Origin of the sequence: Chryseobacterium gleum (assembly GCF_900636535.1) — a bacterium.
Taxonomy (GTDB): Bacteria; Bacteroidota; Bacteroidia; order Flavobacteriales; family Weeksellaceae; genus Chryseobacterium; species Chryseobacterium gleum.
Map to the genome: position 1 here is coordinate 2,648,808 of NZ_LR134289.1, position 21,656 is coordinate 2,670,463.

The following is a 21,656-nucleotide window of genomic DNA, read 5'->3' on the forward strand; positions in this document are numbered from 1 at the left end:
AAAATGCCTGCCGGAAAGAAAATTGTTATCATTATAGGAAGTGCTTCTGAAAATTCCAGCAATCTGAAACTGATGGAACAGGTACTGAAAAAAGCGGGTCATGCGGATTTCAAAATCTATGATGATCTTTCTGTTCTTCCGCATTTTGATACTGCATTAACAGATAACAATACTCCTGAAGAAGTTCTTAAGATCAGAGAAGCTATTAAAGATTCAGCTGGAGTCATATTTTCCACACCGGAATATATTTTCAGTATTCCTGGAAGATTAAAAAATCTGTTGGAGTGGTGTGTTTCCACAACAGTTTTTTCTGATAAACCGACAGCAGTCATTACAGCTTCCGCAAGCGGGGAAAAAGGACATGAGGAGTTGTTATTGATTTTAAAAACTCTGGGTGCAGTAACAGATGATAAACATCAGGTATTGATAAAAGGGATAAAAGGCAAATTTGACAGCAATGGCTTACTGGAAAGTAATACCTTTGCTAAAGTAGCAGAATTAGTAACAGATTTTACAACGTCTGTTTCATAATTAAAAATTAGAATATTGAATAAGAAAGGAATTTTACTGGTCAACCTCGGATCACCGAGATCAACTTCTGTAAACGACGTAAAGGAATATCTTGATGAATTTTTGATGGACGAAAGAGTGATTGATTATCGCTGGATCTTCCGTGCGTTGCTTGTACAGGGAATTATCCTGAAAACAAGACCTGCAAAATCTGCAGAAGCCTATAAAACGGTTTGGACGGATCAAGGTTCACCACTGATTGTTATTACTGAACAGATTCAGAAAAAACTGCAAAAGGTAGTAGATGTTCCGGTGGAAATCGGGATGAGATATGCAGAACCAAGCATTGAAACCGGTATTCAGAAACTGGTGGATCAGGGAATCACTGAAATTGTTCTTTTTCCTCTATATCCTCAATATGCGATGAGTACAACTGAGACTGTAATTGAAAAAGCTGAAGAAGTAAGGAAAAAGAAGTTTCCACAGGTGAAGATCAATTATATTCAGCCTTTCTACAACAGGGATATTTACATCAATTGCCTTGCAGAAAGTATTAAAGAGAAGCTTCCAGAAAATTTCGATGCTCTTCAGTTCTCTTATCACGGTGTTCCGGAAAGACATATTTATAAGACAGATCCTACCAGGACCTGTAACCTTAATGACTGTTGTTCTAGGGAAGACAATCCAAGTCATCAGTTCTGCTACCGTCACCAATGTTATAAAACGACACAGCTTGTCATCGATAAACTGAATTTGCCTAAAGAAAAAACCATTGTTTCTTTCCAGTCAAGGTTAGGAAAAGACAAGTGGATTGAGCCTTATACAGACGAAACACTTGAGAATCTTGGTAAAAAAGGAATAAAAAATCTGGCTATTGTATGCCCGGCTTTCGTTTCTGACTGTCTTGAAACACTGGAAGAAATTTCCGTAGAAGGTAAAGAACAGTTCCTGCATGGAGGCGGAGAAAATTTCCATTATATCCCATGTCTGAATGATGAAGACCGCTGGATTGAAGTGGTAAAAATCCTTTGCGAAGAAAAGCTTAACGATTTCTATCTGGTTTAATTTATACGTTTAAAATATACAAAAGGCCGCAAGTTAGTTCTTGCGGCCTTTTTGTTGAATATATTAAAAATTTATTTGGTGTTACTTTTTAATCAGGTTTCCTGCTTTCTGCCCATTTACGGTTACAATGTAAACTCCCGGAAGAATGTTGGAAGGTAACTGGATGTTAAGTTTATTCACTCCGTCAGTGATTTCAACTTTTTCAGAAATTTCTTTTTTACCCGTAAGGCTTACCAACTCTACAATTCCTTTTCCTGCTTTACCTTCAAAGTTTACAGTGAATCTGTCAGTTGCCGGATTCGGGCTGATGGTATAAGCTGAAATAGTTGAAGTTGATGCTACCAAGCCTGCAGGAGAAGTTCCACCTCCTACACCTACTGCATTCCATGCATTGGTAACCTGTGTCACCTCATTGCTTCCGGCACCGTATAGATCTGCTGCTGCCTGAAGAGAGTAAGTTCTGGCATTGGCATAATTGGATGACGAAGTCAGATAAGTTGTCAATGTTCTGTAAGCGATAGCGCCTGCTTTATCCAGTCCGATTCCGGAAACATTATAAGCAAAACCATTATCATTAGTTCCTGAGCCTCCTGTTACCAAAAGATAATACCAGAAGTTCAGTACTCCGGAGTTAGTGTGTACTCCACAATAGTCATTGGTAGTTTGCCCCGGTACAGCACATCCTGTAGTAGTAGCATCTTTCCAGTATTTCCCTTTATAAGTATCCGGCTGGCTGTAAGCATTTGGATTGGACATATCTCTGATCACATAACTGAAGTCTTCTCCCAGGGTCCAGCTTGCCTGCGTAGGTCTTGCCCAACGCTCTATAGAGTTCCCGAAGATATCTGAGAAACCTTCATTTAAAGCTCCTGATTCTCTCTGATAAGCAAGATTAGCTGTTTTAGAAGTTAAACCGTGTGTAATTTCATGACCACACACATCTATGGCTGTTAAAGGTTTTCCGCCGTTTGTAGTAGAGCTTCCGTCACCATAAGTCATTCTGGAACCATCCCAAAATGCATTAAAATAGTTGGTAGAATAATGCACATAAGATTTAATAGCAAAGTTATTATTATCAATACTCTTACGCCCGTATTTTGTATAATAATAATCCACTGTCATCTCTGCTCCCCAATGAGCATCTGTAGCGTATTGATCTTTATTGGTATTAACATTATTCCAGTTATTGTCTGTATCTGTAAAGTCTACAGCAGAAGCATAGCTGGTTCCTTTTTTCAGGTTGTATGTTTCCACAGCTGTTCCGGCATTTCTTCCTGTTTCTCTCAAGCGGTAGCTTCCGTTATATGAGTCTGTGGTTATATTACGGGTTCCACTATATGCTGTAACGGCTGTTCCCGGAGCATTTACTTCGTGAATAATCGCATCTACACCTAGTATCTTCCCATTTTTAGCATCTACAAAAACATTTTGTCTGCTTAATGGTTTTTCAGCATAAATATCAAATTTATAAGCCAGCCTTAAATCATTCAGCTTGTCATCATCAGGATCTGAATAATACACTAACTCACCTTTAGGAGCATAGCTTGCATTAGGGTCTCCGGTTTCTTTTTTAAGAAAATCTTCCTCTTCTTTGTTTTTCCACTTATAGGATTCCGCTCCTACAAACGATAAAGCATTCTGTAAAGCAATATTTTCAGAAATATTGGCTTTCTTCTCAAGTCCTTTAGGCACATTAAGAATCCACTTTCCTGATTGTCCTACAATTTTACCGTTTTTTGTCTGTACCGCCATCATTCCGTATTCTACAGGAATATCATTGACGGTTTGCTGGAATCTTTGAGTTTCGAAACCTAATGCATCCTTTTCCAGGCCTAGTTTGCGGGCTTGTGCGGGAGACAGTCTCTGAGATGCTTCGTCAAATAAAACAGGGCTTCCCTGGAATGCCGGCGCATTTTTGTCAAATCTCATAAATTCGGCATGTAAGCCACTTTTACCCGGAATTAATTTTGATGGTGTGTTTTGTCCAAAAACAAAAGAGCAGGCAGCAACGCTAGCCACTAAGATAAATTTCGTTTTCATATTAATAATGGTTGATTGTGATGACGAATTTATAAACTTTTCGCAATAAAACAATAAAAACAATGAATAAAATTCAATTGATATTATAAATCAATAAACAAAACACAATGATGATTTTAAAACAAAGAAAATTATTTAAATATAATTTTTCAGTAATATAAATTTTATATTAAAATATTTAATTAAAATCAAAATTTTGTGAATTATTTTTTTTCACTATGCTGTGCATTATAATTAAAAAAATTAAGTCCTGAGCCGAATTTTAAGAGATTAATTCTTTTAATATGGACAAAAAACAAGGACCATCTCAAGAGATAGTCCCGTTTGTATGTAATTTTATAAGTAATGTAAGATCACTAACGCTTATTCGCAACCGGAGTTCTGAATTCTCCATATCCCATAAGTCCATCGTAATTTCTTCCGAAAGGTGCATAGTACAGAAATGCCTGATAAAGGTTTTCCGTTTGCCAGAAATTACCATTCACTTCTCCAAAGTTCAATGGGCCGTTTGCTTCTTTCGTTGCAAGTACATAATTATAGAAACCTTGTTTCAGAAATATTTTAGCAACATACTGCTTAGTGGCAGAATCATACTGCATTTGGTTCTCCTTTGTTGGCTTATAATTATTAAATCCCCCCAAAACATAAATCTCTTTGTCTACAGGATCAGAATCCAGATAAAAGTGTACCCATGAATAATCAGCTTCTCTTTCTGCATCTCTTTCTCTTCCCAGGTCATTTCTTCTGTAATACCATGCACCATTGACGTCAGGCTGATATTGGTAATTCAGGGGAAAAGCCCATACAGGATGAAGATAAGTCTGGTTGACATCATCTTTTATTTCCGTGGCACGCACCATATCTGCTGCCATATTCATATTTTTATTATCAAAATAATAAAACTCATTGTCTCCCGGAAAAACGAGGTTCATCTGCTGGAAAAGTATCTGATTTCCTAAAACACTGCTCGGCTTAAGATTGGAAATCACCATATTCGGGTTGTTATTCTGCATCACATTCATCGTGATTGAATTGACATTGGAAGAGATATCTCCTCCTTTCGGAGAAACGTTCACTTCCACCCTCTGGTTAACGTTCGGATTTTTTGCATCTGCAAATCTTGAAATATTTAATCCCACAGAAGTTACATCTTCCACCAGATAAAACCTTTTTTTGAAAAGAGGCTGATCAGCTGAATCTTTATAAACAATCAGCTCATAATTCCCTGAAACTTTCAGCTGGATTTTATCATTCGGAAAAACCAGTTTATAATGAGTATAAGCCTGCAATGTATTGAAAGAATACTGAAACTGGTCCAGAAGTGCATTCATACTTCCGGTAGCAAATTCTGTAAAAAACAGATTATCTTCATTCCAGTTTCTGTCATAATGTTTGAATGTATACCGGTAGATCTGACTGCTGTTGGTAAGATCATCAAAACCAAGAACCAATTGTTCTCCTATCTTAATGACAGGAGTTTCGTCATTGGTCTGAGGATTGAACAGCTGGATACTTTGGATATTTTGCCCAAAAACCAATCCGCTCAAAGAAAGTAAGAGTATTCGCAAAGTTTTCATTATGACGAAGATAGCGAAAAATAGCCATTTTCTTAATAATATCGTATTTTTGAATAAAAAATATTCAGATATGCTTCAGATTCAAGGTTTCGTTTTCAATTTTGCCAGCGAAAATACTTACATCATCTATAACGAAAATAAAAATGCCTGGTTAATAGATCCGGGAAATATGAATGCTCAGGAAACTCAGGCTATTGATAATTTCATTACTGAGAAAGGACTGAAGATTCAGAAAATTCTTTTGACACATGCTCATATTGACCATGTCTTCGGGCTGCAATGGGCTTTTGACACTTTTAAAGTTCCTGTGAATATGCATCAGGAAGACCAGGAAGTACTGGACATGCTTCAGGCAAGCGGTGTGAGATTTGGAATGAAGATAGATCCTGTAAAAGTAGAGATCGAATATATTAAAGAAGGAGAAGAGCTGGATCTGGATGGAGAAAAGTTTAAAATTTATCATGTTCCGGGACATTCTCCCGGAAGCGTGGTATATCATAACGAAAATCAAAAATTCATGATTTCAGGGGATGTGCTTTTTGAAGGCAGCATAGGAAGAACAGATCTGTATAAAGGAAATTATGATCAGTTGATTGAAGGAATCAGAACGAAACTTTTTATTTTAGATAATGATACCCAGGTTTTTTCAGGACATGGAAATCCTACTTCAATCGGCTTTGAGAAACAGTATAATCCGTTTTTGAAGTAAGAGAGTCGGAGAATTTTAGGGTTTGAGAGTTATAAATGTTTTGAATCAAACTTAGGCTGATAACTTATATAAAAAATACAAAACCGTCAGAAATTCCGACGGTTTTGTTGTTATAAAGAAACAGATTTTAGAAATCCAAAGTGATTGATGCTCTGGCAGCAGCCCCCATAATAGGTCTGGCCATGATGATTCCATCCCCGTTTGGCGATCCTGCTCTCGGATCTCCTTCTGTAATACCAATGGTGTTGAAAATATTGGTACCATCCACTGCAAAACGTATTTTCCCTAACTGATAAGACATTCCTGCTCCAAATTCTGTGAAAGAAGGCAATGTCTGTACATTCTTCTCATCCTGGAAACGTTTTCCATAATAATTCATGCTTACATAAGCTCTCCATTCTTTTGTGATATTCACTGCCGGAGAAATATTGAAATAAAATTTCGGCATTCTTCTTACTACATTACCTTCCAGAACACTTCCTGCTTCAAGGTTTTTATATTTTGGACTTTGAATAGTTCCGTTGAAGGTAAGTTCTAAAATATTATTGAATAAGCGGGCATATCCTTCCACCTCAACTCCATAGTTTTGTGTATTGGCAAAAGTGTTTTCAGATTTTCCATCAGAAAAGATATCGGTAAATGACAGATTCTTTAATGTAGAATAAAACGGAATCACTGCTACATCAAAAGTACGCGAGTAATATTTGTATCCTACTTCCAGCTGGTTGGTTGTTACTGATTTTAAAGGTTTATCCGGTGTCGGGTTGGAAAAATAATTGTAATACGCTTCCTCATTCGGAGATCTGAAACCATTGGAAAAACGTGCATATACAGCATTCTCCCTGTTGATCTTATAATTGGCAGCCAATGTGAAAGAAACTTTATCTATATTATAATTCCAGTAGGTATATTTATTTCCCAATACGCTCATATTATCATCCGCTGTAGTCGTGTTGAAACCATGAGTTCCATCAGTGGTTAACCCGGAGTTATTTAAATTGGCAGTTGTTGTGTTGGCAAAATTTCCTTTATAATAGTCATGGCTGTAACGAAGCCCTCCATTCATACTTAAGGCATCGGTAATGTTATAGTCTAAGTTTACATAAAGGTCATTCAAACTTCCCTGAGTCTGTGTTCGTCTTTGTAAAAATGTCATATCCATCACTCCGTTGTAAGTCTTGGAGTATCCGTCATCGGATGGGCTAAGAGATGGATTTACCAGATTCAAAAGCTCAGGTCTGTCTGTAGCTGTTGTCAGAATATTGCTCCAGTTCCAGTACTGCTGGGATTTCCAGTTGGATTTGTAAAAACCTGCTGTAACGTTTCCTTTATCGAATTTATAATTGAACTGCAGATCATTCACAAAATTATTCATCTGCTTATCAATCGCCCAGAATCCTAATTTTTGAACAAACTCAGGATTTACAACAGCTCCGTTGCTTACCAGAGAATATTGATAGTCACTCATCCCAAGTCCGCCGTCTTTTACCTGATCTGTTGCATATTTAGAAGCCTGCTTCGGACCTCCTGCCGGAAAAATCCCGGTATAGTTCATATTGATATCCGTATATCTTGTCTTGTTTAAAACACTGAAATTCTTTCCAAGATCATATTTAAATTCAGCACCTACAACATCAACTTTCGGATGAATTCCGTCTTCAAGATTTCTGTTGAAAAATCCTCCTCCGGCCTGCGGAATATTCAGCTGGCTGATAGCTCTGTAGCTGTAGGTTCCATAGTTGGGATCAAAACCTTGAAATCCTTTCAGTTTATTTCCGTTTTGGATCAAAGGAATGGGAAGGAAGAATGTATTTCTGTCATCCAGTTTTTTGTAGTAAACTTTCACATATCCTTTATCAAAAACATATTTCAGATTCATTCTGATCTGCCCTCCGTTATTGGCTTTGAAGCCTGTTTTTCTGATACCGTCATCTGTTCTGTAAAAGCCACCGACATTGAAAAACAATTTATCCTGAACCAATGCTCCGCCTACATTAACATCAGTACGCATTAATCCGTAGGTACTGGTTTCCAGCTTTGCCGTACCTCTGAAATCATTGGTTCCTTCTTTTGTAATAAAGTTGATCAGACCGCCGGGAGAATTGGTTGCAAAAATAGATCCTGAACCTCCTCTCAAAGCTTCCATACGGCTTACGGAATTATCTACACGGAAAAAATTATCCGCATTGGCAAACTGAAGTGCGCCGTCTTCAAAAACCGCAAGACCATCTTCCTGTACCTGTACAAATTCATAGGCTCCGGCAGAAGGAATACCTCTTGCAAAAAGGTTGTTACCTACTTCACCTCCAGAGGTTTCCACAGCAAATCCGGGAACTCTCTGCAATAAAGCAGCTGCACTGATCGGATTTTGCTTCTGAATTTCTTTGGAACTGAATGTGGAAATCGCTGTACTGGATTCTATTTTTTTCTTAGGATTTGAGTTTCCTGTGATGACAATCTGATCGATGGAGGAAACTTTTGCAGAATCCTGCGGTGTTTCCTGGGCATAAGCATTATTAAAATATAACGTAGCTGTTGCGGCGATTAAAAAGATTGATTTTTTTTTCATAGCCTTATTTTTATAGTTAGTTTCAGTTTTGTTGTAATTGTAAATACACTCCATTCGTCCAGCCGAATCCATCCTGATTGGGGTATTCCCCGCCGCCTGCTATTGTTTCTGTGTCTAATGCATTGTATTTTTCCATCAGTTTCCCGGTATTCTGGTAGACTCTTTCTACGTTGGAACACCAGTTATTTTTAATTTTTTCTGCCAGTTCATCAAAGCCGTAATTTTTCATTGCCTTGAACCCCAGCCATTGATAAGGAGCCCACGCATTGGGAAGATCCCATTGCTGTCCTGAATTTTTAGTGGTCGTCACCAAGCCTCCCGGATAAAGAAATTTTTCAGCCACCGCTTCTGCAACTGCTTCAGCCTGCTTCTGATCTGCAATACCAAGGAATAAAGGGTAAAGAGCAGCAATATGTTCAGACGGTGTTTTTGTGTTTTTTTTAATGTGATAATCTTTGTAAATCTTAGTGTTTTCATCCCAGAAATATTGATTGATCATCTGTCTTCGGTTTGCTGCTCTTTCTGAAAAATAGTGTTCTTTTTCATTCAGATTTTGAAGTGCTGAAGATTTTGCCAAAGTCATTTCCAGATGCCACAAAAGGCAGTTCAGGTCAACCTGTGCAAGGTTCAGCGTTTCTATTGTCTGTATATTTTGTCCGTCTGCGAACCATCTGCTGGAAAAATCCCAGCCTGACTCACAGGCACTTCTTATGTTTCTGTAAAATTCAGCTCCTGTTGCTTTTTCATGATCTTCAATATCGATCAGATAGCTTTCAGGACGTGGTGAATTTTCTGCATCGTAATACCGGTTAAGAATATCTCCGTCTAGTGTTTTTACCACTCTTTTTATACTGGAATTGTTTTCAAGTCCTTCTTCGCCATCCATCCAGAAAGCATACTCCTTTTCAAGAGTGTCATAATATTTTGTATAAATTTCCTGGTCATGAGTTGTTTCAAAAAGAAGATCCAGCATTAATGAAAAATAAGGAGGCTGTGACCTGCTCAGGAAATGAGTTCTGCTCGCATTGGGAACAAATCCTACATTCTGAATAAGGTAAGAACAGTTCTCAATAATATTTTCCATCATTTCTATCCTGCCGGAAGCTTGTAATCCAAGCATGATAAAATAACTGTCCCAATAGAAAAACTCATTAAAACGGCCGCCCGGAACAATATAAGGTTTCGGTAATTTTAACAGGGTTCCTTTTTCCTCATATGCCGTTCGGGTCAGTTCGTCCCATAATTTTTCAATATGATCCACAATCAGAAGATGATCTTCTCTCTGAACAGAAACTCTGGCTCCTAGAAAGTCAAAATGAGCCATTACAAAACCCTTCAGATCAAAACTGGGACTGTCTTTCGTTTTTTCATAATCTTCATTGATCTTTACAATGGGAAACAGAGGAACTGCATCCGTCATCATTTTCTGATCCTCAAAAATTTCAGATCTCTGCACGTCATCAAAAAGGGTTTGGATATCGTTTATATAAAGTTGATTACTCATTGTTATTTTTTAGGATTAATTTTTAATTTATTCATGAAAACCGCTGAAGTGATCAGTAATGAAAGAGGAATCAAAGACAGATAGAATGCCCGCTGTCCACTGAATTCCTGAAACACAAAACCGGTAATGATGGAACCTATAGTTCCCCCGATTGCTGAGAAAACAACAATCAACCCTGACATGGCACTGTGCAAATATTTCGGTATCGACGCCAGAATTACAGAATTAATACTCGGATAAATAGGTGCCAGCAAACCTCCCATCAGAGGAAATAAATACACGACCAAAGGTGCATTCAGCCAACTTGTATTGGTATCTATATGAATATTGTGAGTTAATGGCAGAACCAGAAGCAAACTAATGGCAAAACCTATTACACAAAAAGAAACCACATAGATCCAGCTGAATTTTTTAGAGAAGAAACCTGACAAGAATCTTCCCAGTGCGAAAGCGCCTGCCAAAACTGCTCCCGCCTGAATACTCATAGAAGTCGGCACTTTTAAAATCTCTTTATAAAAAGTGGGAGTCCAGGTCTGAAAGCTCTGCTCTACCAGTACAAAAAGGAAAGCGCATAATAAAAAGCACAACACTTTTTTATAACTGAACAGACTTGCACTGTTTCTTAAATCTCCCAACAGATCTGTTTTCTCACTTTTCGCTTCTTTCTCATCCAGTTTTGAAAAGAAAAGGAATATAAAAGATAAGCTGGAAAGCCCTCCGAGAACCCAATAAACATTCAGCCATTGGGTAGATTCCGGATTATGATCGTCAATATATAAACTGAACAAAACATTCCCGGCTAATACTCCGATCATGAAAAACCCTTCCAGAAATCCCATAAAACTGGAATGTTCCTTATCTGTTTCAGTTACCAATCCAATAGAAGTAAAAACCGATATTTTGATCAGGGCAAATGAAACTCCTACAGTGGCAAATAATAATTTGAAAACCCAGAAGGAATTGGTAAACGGCATTATAAAACACATACTGCTTACCAGCAGCAGGGCAATCAGCATTGATTTCCGGATTCCTATTTTGGGAAGAAATGAAGCAAGAATGAATGAACATATGGCAATCGGAAGATCTTTAAAGCCTTCCAGAACACTGGCCGAGGATTTTGAAATTCCAAAATTCTGCTGTACCTGCAGGATCACTGTTCCTACAGAATTCAGAAGAATGGCAAAGACAAAATAATTTAAAAATAAAACGGCCTTGATGTTACTATTTTTCATTCAGGTTACTTCTTGCCGGCTAAGATAGAAGCATTTGTGTTAACGATAATTTAACACAGTAAATCAATATTTGAACTATATTAATATAATTAGTATTTTTAAGAATTAAATATGATTAATTAAATGAAAGTTACTTTTGAAAGGGTGATTCCTAATGAAAAGAGTTCATTCCGCACTATTCATAATAATTCTCCTATTTCAGAATTCAAATGGGAATATCACTATCATCCCGAAATTGAGCTGGTATGTGTCATTTCCGGGAGCGGAACCCGCCATGTCGGATACCATAAAAGTAATTACACGAATGGAGATCTTGTATTAATCGGGTCTAATATTCCTCACTCCGGATTCGGGCTGAACTCCATTGACCCTCATGAAGAAATTGTCCTTCAGTTTAAGGAAGAAATCCTTCAGTTTCCTGAACAGGAAGTAGAAGCCCGATCCATCAAAAATCTTTTGGAACTTTCAAAATACGGGATTCACTTTCACCATAAAGTAAAAAAAGTAATGCTTCCCAAATTGAAACTTATGCTGGAATCAGAAGGCTACAAAAGATATTTATTGCTTTTGGAAATTCTTTTTGAACTTTCGAAATGTGAAGATTATGATCTTCTGAATAAAGAAATTATGCCCTACACGATTATTTCCAAAAATAAAGCTCGCCTTGAAAATATCTTTACCTATGTAGAACACCATTATGACAAGGAAATTGATATTGAAGACGTTGCAAAACTTGCCAACCTCACACTACCAGCTTTCTGTAATTTTTTCAAAAAAGCAACACAGATCACTTTTACAGAGTTTGTAAACAGATACAGAATCAATAAGGCATGTCTCTTAATGGTACAGGACAGGTCTATTTCAGAATGCAGTTACCAATGTGGTTTTAATAATGTAACGTATTTCAACAGAATGTTTAAAAAATATACGGGGAAAACACCATCTGAGTTTATAAGAAATCATACGCATAATAAAGTGAATCTGGATCTAAAGGTTGAACAGGAGACTAAAGCTAAAATAAGTTTTTGACAATTTGTTTGGGTTATTGTCGACAATTTGTGTTATACCAAACGTTGTGCTTGTCCATTCCGTAGGAATCCAGGCTTACTTTTTAGAAGTTTACAATAAAGAATTCAAGTTGTGCTGAGACTCCTACGGAGTGACAATTCGTATGGTTATACTAAACGTTGTTTTTGTCCATTCTGTAGGAATCCAGACTTACTTTTCAGAGGTTTACAATAAAAGAATACAAGCTGTGCCGAGACTCCTACGGAGTGACAAACTGTGTGAATAATAGGTGAACTATATTGCGATCAACAAAAAAGCCACTCCCAAAGAGCAGCTTTGTATTAGTAAAAACCAGTAACTAAACAACTAGAAACCAGCAATTATTTCCATTTAATATTACATCCCATACTTGGTCTTTGAATTTCTTCCTGAGGCTCTCCAGCTAAAAGATTTTCAAAAGCAATGATTAAATCTTCTCCGGTTACATCTTTATTATTTCCCGGTCTTGAATCATCCATCTGACCTCTGTATACCAAATCCAGTTTATCATCGAAGAAATAAAAATCCGGTGTGCACGCAGCATCATATGCTTTGGCTACTGCCTGGCTTTCATCGAATAAATAAGGAAAATCAAATCTTCTTTCAATCTGGAATTCAATCATTTTTTCCGGAGAATCTGCCGGATATTTTTCAATATCATTGGCATTGATTGCAATGAATTCAATGCCTCTTTCGTTGTAATCTTCGTATAATTCATTAATCTTATCAATCACATGAAGAACAAACGGACAATGGTTGCACATAAAGATGACCAGTGTTCCTTTTTCTCCTTTCAGTTCTTCCAAAGACTGAAGTTCATTCGTTTTTGACGGGTTAGGAAGTTCAAAAAACGGTGCTTTTGTTCCTAATGCCAGCATATTTGATGGAGTATTCATATCCTTTTTTCTTTACTGGCAAAGATAATTATTTCTTTTGTTAATTGAGTCGGGTTCTGAAATAGACATTTTAGTTTTTAATCCAAGAAGGAACAGGAAGATTTTCAAGTCTCCAAAATAGTTATAGTCAAATTCTATTATTATATTATTTGACCTTACAAATAACTTCCAGCTCCCATTCTTCAAGCTTCCAGCCTTTAATTAATTTTCTTTAAAAAGTAGGTGAACCCATAAAACTCAAAATATCCTTTGGAAGTTATATCAAAAAGTTTGTAGTTTTGCTAACGCTGTTAGTAAAAAAATATCATGGGTCTACATGAACGCCGTCAACGAGAAAAAGAATCCATCCGTGCAAATATTTTGCAGGCTGCTTTTACGTTGGCTAAAACCGAAGGCTGGGGTTCACTTTCTATGCGTAAAATAGCAGATGCTATTGAGTACAGTGCTCCTGTAGTATATGATTATTTTGAAAACAAAGATGCCATCCTGTTTGAAATTTCATTAGATGGCTTTCACAAGTTACACATAGAATTGTTAAAAGCTCAGCAAAAACATGACACTCCGGAAGAGCAGCTTGTTGCGATTGTGGATGCATACTGGAACTTTGCTTTTAAAAATAAGGAATATTACCAGCTGATGTTTGGTCTTGGAATGCAATGCTGTGGAAAAGGACAGATGAAAAAGGAATTCTCATCATTCCAGGAACTGATCTATGAATGTACTTATGAGATTATTAAGAAAAACGGGTCCAATCCAGACAATGCCTGTCATATGTCTCATGCCCTGTTTTCCGCCGTTCACGGAATGATCTCTATTATGATGATGCGTACTGCTGATATCCCTTCAACGATGAATAAGACGACCTTGGACGAAACTGTTTCGGCTTTTATTAAGTCTTTGTAAATTTTTTTTGAATTAAAAGTTAACACTGTTAGGAAAATTAACACTGAATCAATGTAAATTATTCTTTTATTCCTGACTAAAAAATAAAATTATTATGAAGCAATTCATAACATTCAGCTGTTAAAAGTAATCATTTTTTGCTTATCAATTAACACTGTTAGTAAAATTAACACATATACACCTCATCTTATATATAAAAGCAACATTAAAAAATTCAGCTATGGAAACGATTGACTTAATTGCACATTAAAAATCCTGTAATTTTTTTTGAACTAACTATTAACACTGTTAGGAAAAAAAACAGCATTTATCAAAAGAACTTTACTTAAATCTAACACTTCATTAAAAATTAAACTAACAATGAAAATACCTGGAAAAACAAGGTTTATTGTACTTATTGCAAGTATAATTCTTTTACAGAGCTGCACTAAGGCCGCAGAAGGCACCAATGCTGCGCCGCCAGCTCCAGAACTTCCGGTTTATACCGTTATTACATCACCCGCTACTACATATCAGGAATTCCCTACTGCTTTGGAAGGAAAAAACAATGTTGAAATCAGATCTCAGGTAGACGGTTATCTTGACAGAATCTATGTAGAGGAAGGCTCTTATGTAAGAGCAGGACAGCCATTATTTAAAATAGATTCCAGAAGCTATGGCGAACAGATGAACATGGCACAGGCTAATCTGCAGGCTGCCAATGCTAATATTCAGAAAGCAAAAGTAGAAGTAGACAGACTTCAGCCACTGGTTGCTGCAAAGGTAGTTTCTGATGTACAGCTTAAAACAGCCAAAGCCAATTACGAAGCTGCTGTTGCTGCTGCTTCACAGGCAAGAGCCTCTGTAGGAAGCGCCAGAATCAATGTAGGATTTACCACCATTACCGCTCCTGTAAGTGGTTATATAGGAAGAATTCCTTACAAAAAAGGAAGTCTGATCTCCAGAACAGATCCTAATCCATTGACATTATTATCTGACATCAGTGAAATCTATGCCTATTTCTCTTTAAGTGAACTTGACTTCATTGGCTTTCAGAATAAATATCCGGGAGCGACTTTAGAAGAGAAACTGAAAAATATGCCAATGGTAGAACTGGTGATCGCTGATAACAGTACATATCCTGAAAAAGGAAAACTAAGCATCGTAGACGGACAGTTTGACAAAACTACAGGAGCCATCAGTGTACGTGCTGTATTTCCTAATGCCAACGGAACTTTAAGAACCGGAAACACCGGAAGAGTGCGTATGCCTCAACTGATTTCGAATGCTGTAGTAATTCCGCAGGAATCTACTTTCGAAATTCAGGATAAAACTTATGTCTATGTAATGGGTAAAGATCAGAAGGTAACCGGAAGACCGATCAAAATATCAGGAAAAACGGATAGCTATTATTTTATTTCTGAAGGGCTTGCACCCGGAGAAAAAATAGTTTACACAGGAATCGGAAACTTAAAAGACGGTGCTTCTATCAAGCCGAAAAATATTTCTTCTGACAGCTTATTAAAAGCGAAACCATTATAATCCTTTTCCGAATACAGAAGACTTAAAAAAATAAACTTCTTATGTTAAAACAATTTATAGAAAGACCGGTCCTTTCAACGGTCATCTCCATAATCCTCTTATTATTGGGAGCTTTGTCTCTCTTTAATTTACCGATTGCCCTCTTCCCGGACATCGCTCCACCGAGTGTTCAGGTAACGGCATTCTACCCTGGAGCTAATGCTGAGGTTGTAGCCCGTTCTGTTGCTACGCCTATTGAGGAAGCGGTAAACGGAGTTGAGAACATGACGTATATGACCTCCAACTCCAGTAACGACGGAACTATGACCCTGAGCGTTTTCTTCAAGCAAGGTGCTGATGCGGATAATGCCGCGGTAAACGTACAGAACCGTGTATCCAAAGCGATGAGCCAGTTGCCTCAGGAAGTGGTACAGGCGGGAATTTCCACACAGAAGGTTCAGAACAGTATGATTATGTTCATGGGATTAACCAGTGAAGATGCAAAACAATATGATGAATTATTCCTTCAAAACTACCTGAAAATTAATGTTATTCCACAGATACAGCGTATCCCGGGAGTAGCACAGGCTCAGGTATTCGGAACAAGGGATTACTCGATGAGAATCTGGCTGAAACCGGATAGACTGGCGGCTAACAATCTTTCTCCTCAGGAAGTTTTGGGAGCCATTAAAGATCACAACCTTGAAGCGGCTCCGGGCCGTCTTGGACAGGGCAGTAAGGAAACTTACGAGTATATCCTTAAATATAAAGGAAAACTGAACAAGGGTGAAGACTATGAAAACATTGCTATCAAAGCAAATAGTGATGGCTCTTTCCTAAGATTGAAAGATGTCGCAAGAGTAGAATTTGGTTCTTACACCTACACTGCTACCAACAGAGTGGATGGAAAACCGGTTGCCGGATTCGCGATCTTACAGACTGCAGGATCCAATGCTAACGAAATCCTTACGGAAATTGAAAAGCAGGTAAAAGTAATGGAAACTACCCTTCCCAAAGGAGTAAAACCCATCATCATGTATAATTCCAAAGACTTTTTGGATGCTTCTATTCATCAGGTTGTGGAAACATTAGTGATTGCCTTCATTCTGGTATTTATCGTAGTATATATTTTCCTTCAGGATTTCAGATCTACGTTAATTCCTGCCATTGCAGTACCTGTCGCAATTATCGGAACCTTCTTCTTCCTGCAGTTATTTGGTTTCAGTATTAACATGCTTACACTGTTTGCATTAGTTCTGGCCATTGGTATTGTAGTGGATGATGCGATTGTGGTGGTAGAAGCCGTCCATTCTAAAATGGAACAGACGGGAATGCCGGTAGAGCATGCTACGATGAACTCAATGAGCGAAATTTCAGGAGCGATTATCTCCATTACATTGGTCATGTGTGCGGTGTTTATTCCGGTTGGCTTCATGCAGGGGCCTGCAGGAGTTTTCTACAGACAGTTCGCATTTACATTAGCTATCGCGATTTTAATTTCAGCAGTAAACGCATTGACATTAAGTCCGGCATTATGTGCAATGTTCCTGAATGATCCTCAGGGAGAACATGGTGAGCACGGTCATAAAAAAGGTTTTGGTGCAAGATTCTTCAATGCATTCAATGCCAGCTTCAACAGCATGACCAGAAAATACATCTACAGTCTTAAGTTTTTAATCAAAAATAAATGGGTTGCGATAGGAGGTCTTGTAGTAATTACAGCAGCAAGTGTCTTCCTGATTAAAAAAGCACCATCAGGATTTATTCCTACTGAAGATCAGGGATTTGTATTATATGCGGTAAATACTCCTCCGGGAAGTTCATTGGAAAGAACACACAGAGCGACGGCTCAGATCGACAAGATCATCAATGGTGAAAAGGCAACGAATCACCTTTGGGTAGCCGACGGGATGAACTTTATCAGTAATGCTAACGCTTCTCCATATTCTGCAGGTTTCATTAAACTTAAAGATTATGACAAGCGTGGTGAGATGAAAGATCCTGATCAGATTGCAGGAACTTTAACAGGAAAGGTAAGCCAGGTAAAAGATGCCAATGCATTCTTCTTCAACTTCCCTACTGTACAAGGTTTCGGTAACGTTTCCGGATTTGAGTTCATGCTTCAGGATAAAACAAACAGTTCTTTTGAACAGTTGGGAACAACCACTCAGCAGTTCATTGGTGAGCTGATGAAGCGTCCGGAAATTGCTTTTGCCTTTACCACTTATGCAGCTGGAAATCCTCAGTACACTATTGATGTGGATACGGATAAAGCCAACCAGTTGGGTGTTTCGGTAACAGAACTGATGCAGACCATGCAGATTTATTTCGGAAGTAGCTTTGTATCGGACTTCAACAGATTCGGAAAATATTACAGAGTAATGGCTCAGGCCGATATTCCTTACCGTACAGACATCAATTCACTGGAAGGAATTTATGTTAAAAATCAATCAGGCGAAATGGTTCCTGCAAAAACATTAGTAAAGTTAAAAAGATCTTTCGGACCTGAAACGGTAACAAGAAATAACCTATTCAACGCCGTAACGATCAACGGAACTCCAAAACCGGGATACAGTACCGGAGATGCCATCAAAGCGGTAGAAGAAGTTGCCCAGCAATCACTACCTAGAGGATATGGATATGAGTGGACAGGAATTACCCGTGAGGAGATCAAAACGAGCGGACAGACTGCATTTATCTTCTTCTTAAGTATTCTGTTTGTATACTTCCTGCTGGCTGCTCAGTATGAAAGTTATGTGCTTCCTTTTGCTATTATTCTTACTATTCCAACAGGGATTTTCGGAGTATTTGCCTTCACAGGATTGGCAGGAATTGATAACAATATTTATGTTCAGGTAGGATTGATCATGCTTGTCGGACTATTGGCTAAGAATGCCATCCTGATCGTAGAGTTTGCTGTACAGAGAAGAAAAGCAGGAAAATCATTAATTGAATCCGCACTTCAGGCATCAAGATTACGTTTAAGACCGATCTTAATGACCTCTTTCGCCTTCATCGTGGGAATGCTTCCATTGATCTGGACGCAAGGTGCATCTTCAAAAGGGAACCATTCTATCGGTTATAGTACTGTAGGAGGAATGCTTACCGGAGTACTATTCGGAATTTTCATTATTCCGGTAATGTATGTAATATTCCAGTATCTGCATGAAAAAATGCCGAGCAGAAAAAAGAAAAGACTTCTGAAAAAACAAATGGAGGAAGAACTTTTAGCTGCCAGTCACTAATAAAAAATGAAATACAAAAACTTAGAGAAAACTTTAAGACTAAAGGGGTTAACTATTCACCTGCCTATTCTTAATGGTTTACAAAAGCTAAAGATTTTCTCCTACTAAAGACAATTTTGCATCAATAGAAACCTCTCTAAGTTTTGTATTCAATTAAAAGTTTAAAAACTATGAAACGAGTAAAAAATATTATTCTAACTTTTGCGCTGGCTATAGGCTCTGTATCGTGTGTGTCAAAACTGGCATACACGGAGCCTGATCTGCCGCTTCCGGAAAAGTTTCAGTATACTGCAACTGCCGACACTGCCAGCATCGCCAACCTGGAGTGGAAACAGTTTTTCAGCGATCCTATTTTACAGGAACTGATTGAAAAAGGAATTAAAAATAATTATGATCTTCAAATTGCCTTAAAGCAGGTTGCGGCTTCACAGGAAAAACTGAAACAGGCAAAATATATGCAATATCCGGATGTAGGTTTCGGAGTAAGCGGACAGATCTCAAGGCCTTCCAAAAACAGCATGAACGGGCAAAGCTTAAATTTATTTTTAGGCTCAAGCCATGTTGAGGATTATAATGCAGCATTCAACCTTTCATGGGAAGCTGATATCTGGGGAAAAATCAAAAACCAGCAAGAAGTTTCAAGAATGCAGTACCTTCAGACTTATGAAGGTTCAAAAGCAGTCCAGACTCAGGTAGTAGCAGCCATTGCTCAAGGATATTATAACCTGCTGATGCTTGATAAACAACTGGCTATTGCAAAATCCAATCTGGAACTGACCAGCAATACGCTATTAATGACACAAAAAATGTGGGAAAGCGGCGATAATACTTCTTTGGGAGTACAGCAGGCTGCTGCACAAAAACAGGCAACAGAACTTCTGATTGCCCAGCTGGAACAGAATATTGCCATTCAGGAAAATGCATTGAGCATTCTGGTGGGAGAACTTCCTAATAAAGTCAACAGAACGCTCGAAATGTCTGATACTTCCTTACCACAAAACATTTCTGCCGGACTTCCTGCAGCAATGGTAAGCAGAAGACCGGACGTTCGTCAGCAGGAATTGGTTTTATTAGAATCCAATGCCATGGTAGGAATTGCTCAGGCCAATATGTATCCGGCATTAAAAATTACAGCTAACGGAGGAGTGAATTCCTTCAAATTTGATAACTGGTTCCAGATTCCGGCTTCGTTATTCGGATCGGTTTTAGGAGGAATTACCCAGCCTATTTTCCAGAAAAGACAATTGAAAACAAATCTGGAAGTAGCTAAAATTCAAAGAGAGAAAAATGTTCTTGCGTTCCGTCAGTCTGTATTGAATGCGGTGGGTGAAGTTGCTGACGCATTGGTTTCCAATGAGAATTTAAAAGTTCAGGAACAGAAAGCTACAGAGCAGGCCACTACACTGAAAGACGGAATTAAAAGTGCACAGCTTTTATATAAAGGAGGTTCAGCCAATTACCTGGAAGTGATTACAGCACAGGGGAATTTCCTACAGGCAGAGTTGAATCTGGCTTCCATTAAGAGACAGAGATTAAGCAGCATTGTAGATTTATACAGAGCTTTAGGCGGCGGTTGGAAGTAGTAAATTAAATTATATTTGTTGAAGTGCGGTTCTTTTCAGAGCCGCATTTTTTGTATTGTTTCTGTTTATTACAATGAATATAAACTTAGATTCCTACGGAATGACATACTGTATGGATAAACTAAGCGTCCAGTTTGTCATTCCGTAGGAATCTATATTTTCAAAGCTTCTAAAGTCATTTAATAATGTAACAGTATTTACTTTTCAAACTGCTCCTCTATCCATTTCAGCAAATCTTCAAAGTCTTTTTCAGAATATCCCAACTGTAAATAATGAATATCATCTGCCTTTCTGTACCAAGTCAGCTGGCGTTTCGCATACCTGCGGCTATTCTTTTTAATTTCTGAAACCGCAAAATCAAGCTCCCACTCTCCGTCAAAATATTTGAACAGCTCAGCATAGCCTACTGTATGTAAAGCCGTCAATCCTTTGAATTTCTCAAGACTTTTCACCTCATCCAGCAATCCGTTTTCCATCATAATATCCACTCTGCGGTTGATTCTGTCATACAGTTCTTCCCTTGGAGCTTCAATTCCGATTCTGATCACATTAAAATCTCTGGAATCTTGTGACACTGCAATTAATTCAGAATATTTTGTATTGGTTTGCCAGATTACGTCAATAGCACGTAGAAGTCTGCGGTGATTGTGAATATCCACCACACTGAAATATTCGGGATTGAGATTTTGTAAAATTTCCTGAAGCTTTTCAATTCCTTCCTGCTCCATCATTGTCTGAAGCTTTTCCTGGTTTTCAGCATTGGCTTCCGGCAAATCATGCAGACCTTCTATCACAGCTTTTTCATACATCATACTTCCACCGACAAGGATGACAGTGTCATGAGTGGTAAAAAGTTCATTGAGTTTTTGAAGCGCATCTTCTTCATACTGGCCGATAGAGTAATATTCTTCCACAGAAAGGTTTCCTATAAAATGATGAGGTGCGGCAGCCAGTTCTTCTTCTGAAGGAGCAGCTGTTCCTATTTTCATTTCTTTAAAAAACTGACGGGAATCACAGGAAATAATCTCGGTATTGAAATGTTGGGCCAAATCAATTGCCAACCTCGTTTTACCAATTCCGGTGGGGCCTACTACAGAAATTAAATTTTTCTTTTTCACCCCGCTAATTTACGAAAACATGCTTATTTGAATTTTTATTTTTAAATACAAAAAATTTACGAATTGTTTTGAACCATTAAGAACATTTAAGCTGTTAAGTTTAATTAAGAAGAAAATCCAATAGGTTTTCCTTAAGTATTATGCTAAAAAAGCGAAGC

General features: G+C 37.9%; 15 protein-coding genes. 8 read left to right on the forward strand and 7 right to left on the reverse strand.

The genetic code is table 11. The features are described 5' to 3' along the window. Positions 1–3: 3 nt before the first annotated feature. A complete protein-coding gene (locus EL165_RS12145; RefSeq protein ID WP_002976735.1) occupies positions 4–531 on the forward strand; it encodes an NADPH-dependent FMN reductase in 528 nt (175 codons plus the stop codon). A gap of 15 nt (positions 532–546) precedes the next feature. Next, the gene (gene hemH, locus EL165_RS12150; RefSeq protein WP_002976734.1) at positions 547–1,575 is read left to right on the forward strand and encodes a ferrochelatase; all 1,029 of its coding nucleotides are present in this window, start codon (positions 547–549) and stop codon (positions 1,573–1,575) included. 81 nt (positions 1,576–1,656) lie between these two features. Here the strand turns inward: hemH and EL165_RS12155 are convergent, their stop codons facing one another. Further along, on the reverse strand, positions 1,657–3,615 hold the full coding sequence (locus EL165_RS12155) for a M4 family metallopeptidase (protein WP_002976733.1): 1,959 nt from the start codon (positions 3,613–3,615) through the stop codon (positions 1,657–1,659). Between the two features lie 356 nt (positions 3,616–3,971). Further along, a complete protein-coding gene (locus EL165_RS12160) occupies positions 3,972–5,192 on the reverse strand; it encodes a type IX secretion system plug protein (protein ID WP_002976732.1) in 1,221 nt (406 codons plus the stop codon). A gap of 70 nt (positions 5,193–5,262) precedes the next feature. On the opposite strand from EL165_RS12160, the gene EL165_RS12165 reads away from it, so the two are divergent. Next, positions 5,263–5,901 carry an MBL fold metallo-hydrolase gene (locus EL165_RS12165; protein WP_041461604.1) on the forward strand — a complete coding sequence of 213 codons (639 nt, stop codon included), beginning with the start codon at positions 5,263–5,265 and terminating at the stop codon, positions 5,899–5,901. Between the two features lie 127 nt (positions 5,902–6,028). Here EL165_RS12165 and EL165_RS12170 read toward each other — a convergent pair whose 3' ends face one another. Genes EL165_RS12170 through EL165_RS12180 form a run of 3 tightly spaced genes read right to left on the reverse strand, consistent with a single transcriptional unit; the run spans position 6,029 to position 11,206 of the window. Then, positions 6,029–8,470 carry a TonB-dependent receptor gene (locus EL165_RS12170; protein WP_041461603.1) on the reverse strand — a complete coding sequence of 814 codons (2,442 nt, stop codon included), beginning with the start codon at positions 8,468–8,470 and terminating at the stop codon, positions 6,029–6,031. 22 nt (positions 8,471–8,492) lie between these two features. Continuing rightward, positions 8,493–9,974 carry a trehalase family glycosidase gene (locus EL165_RS12175; protein ID WP_126358632.1) on the reverse strand — a complete coding sequence of 494 codons (1,482 nt, stop codon included), beginning with the start codon at positions 9,972–9,974 and terminating at the stop codon, positions 8,493–8,495. Positions 9,975–9,976: 2 nt separating this feature from the next. Further along, positions 9,977–11,206 (reverse strand): MFS transporter, encoded by a 1,230-nt coding sequence (locus EL165_RS12180; RefSeq protein ID WP_002976727.1) that lies wholly within the window; start codon positions 11,204–11,206, stop codon positions 9,977–9,979. A 123-nt stretch (positions 11,207–11,329) separates the two neighbouring features. Here EL165_RS12180 and EL165_RS12185 point away from each other — a divergent pair, with 123 nt between their 5' ends. After that, positions 11,330–12,235, forward strand: coding sequence for an AraC family transcriptional regulator (locus EL165_RS12185; RefSeq protein ID WP_002976726.1), 906 nt, complete (start codon positions 11,330–11,332; stop codon positions 12,233–12,235). A 359-nt stretch (positions 12,236–12,594) separates the two neighbouring features. On the opposite strand, the gene EL165_RS12190 is transcribed toward EL165_RS12185, so the two are convergent. Beyond that, entirely contained in the window at positions 12,595–13,149 is a 555-nt protein-coding gene (locus tag EL165_RS12190; protein ID WP_002976725.1) for a thioredoxin family protein, read from the reverse strand. 306 nt (positions 13,150–13,455) lie between these two features. On the opposite strand from EL165_RS12190, the gene EL165_RS12195 reads away from it, so the two are divergent. From EL165_RS12195 to EL165_RS12210, 4 genes are all read left to right on the forward strand, one after another. Continuing rightward, a complete protein-coding gene (locus EL165_RS12195; protein ID WP_002976724.1) occupies positions 13,456–14,052 on the forward strand; it encodes a TetR/AcrR family transcriptional regulator in 597 nt (198 codons plus the stop codon). A 360-nt stretch (positions 14,053–14,412) separates the two neighbouring features. Continuing rightward, positions 14,413–15,573: an efflux RND transporter periplasmic adaptor subunit gene (locus tag EL165_RS12200; RefSeq protein WP_002976723.1), complete on the forward strand. Its 1,161-nt coding sequence runs from the start codon at positions 14,413–14,415 to the stop codon at positions 15,571–15,573. A 41-nt stretch (positions 15,574–15,614) separates the two neighbouring features. Beyond that, complete coding sequence (locus EL165_RS12205) at positions 15,615–18,797, forward strand: efflux RND transporter permease subunit (protein ID WP_002976721.1); 3,183 nt, start codon at positions 15,615–15,617, stop codon at positions 18,795–18,797. A gap of 170 nt (positions 18,798–18,967) precedes the next feature. Beyond that, a complete protein-coding gene (locus tag EL165_RS12210; protein ID WP_002976719.1) occupies positions 18,968–20,380 on the forward strand; it encodes an efflux transporter outer membrane subunit in 1,413 nt (470 codons plus the stop codon). Between the two features lie 197 nt (positions 20,381–20,577). Here the strand turns inward: EL165_RS12210 and miaA are convergent, their stop codons facing one another. Next, the gene (gene miaA, locus EL165_RS12215) at positions 20,578–21,498 is read right to left on the reverse strand and encodes a tRNA (adenosine(37)-N6)-dimethylallyltransferase MiaA (RefSeq protein ID WP_002976717.1); all 921 of its coding nucleotides are present in this window, start codon (positions 21,496–21,498) and stop codon (positions 20,578–20,580) included. Positions 21,499–21,656 lie beyond the last annotated feature (158 nt).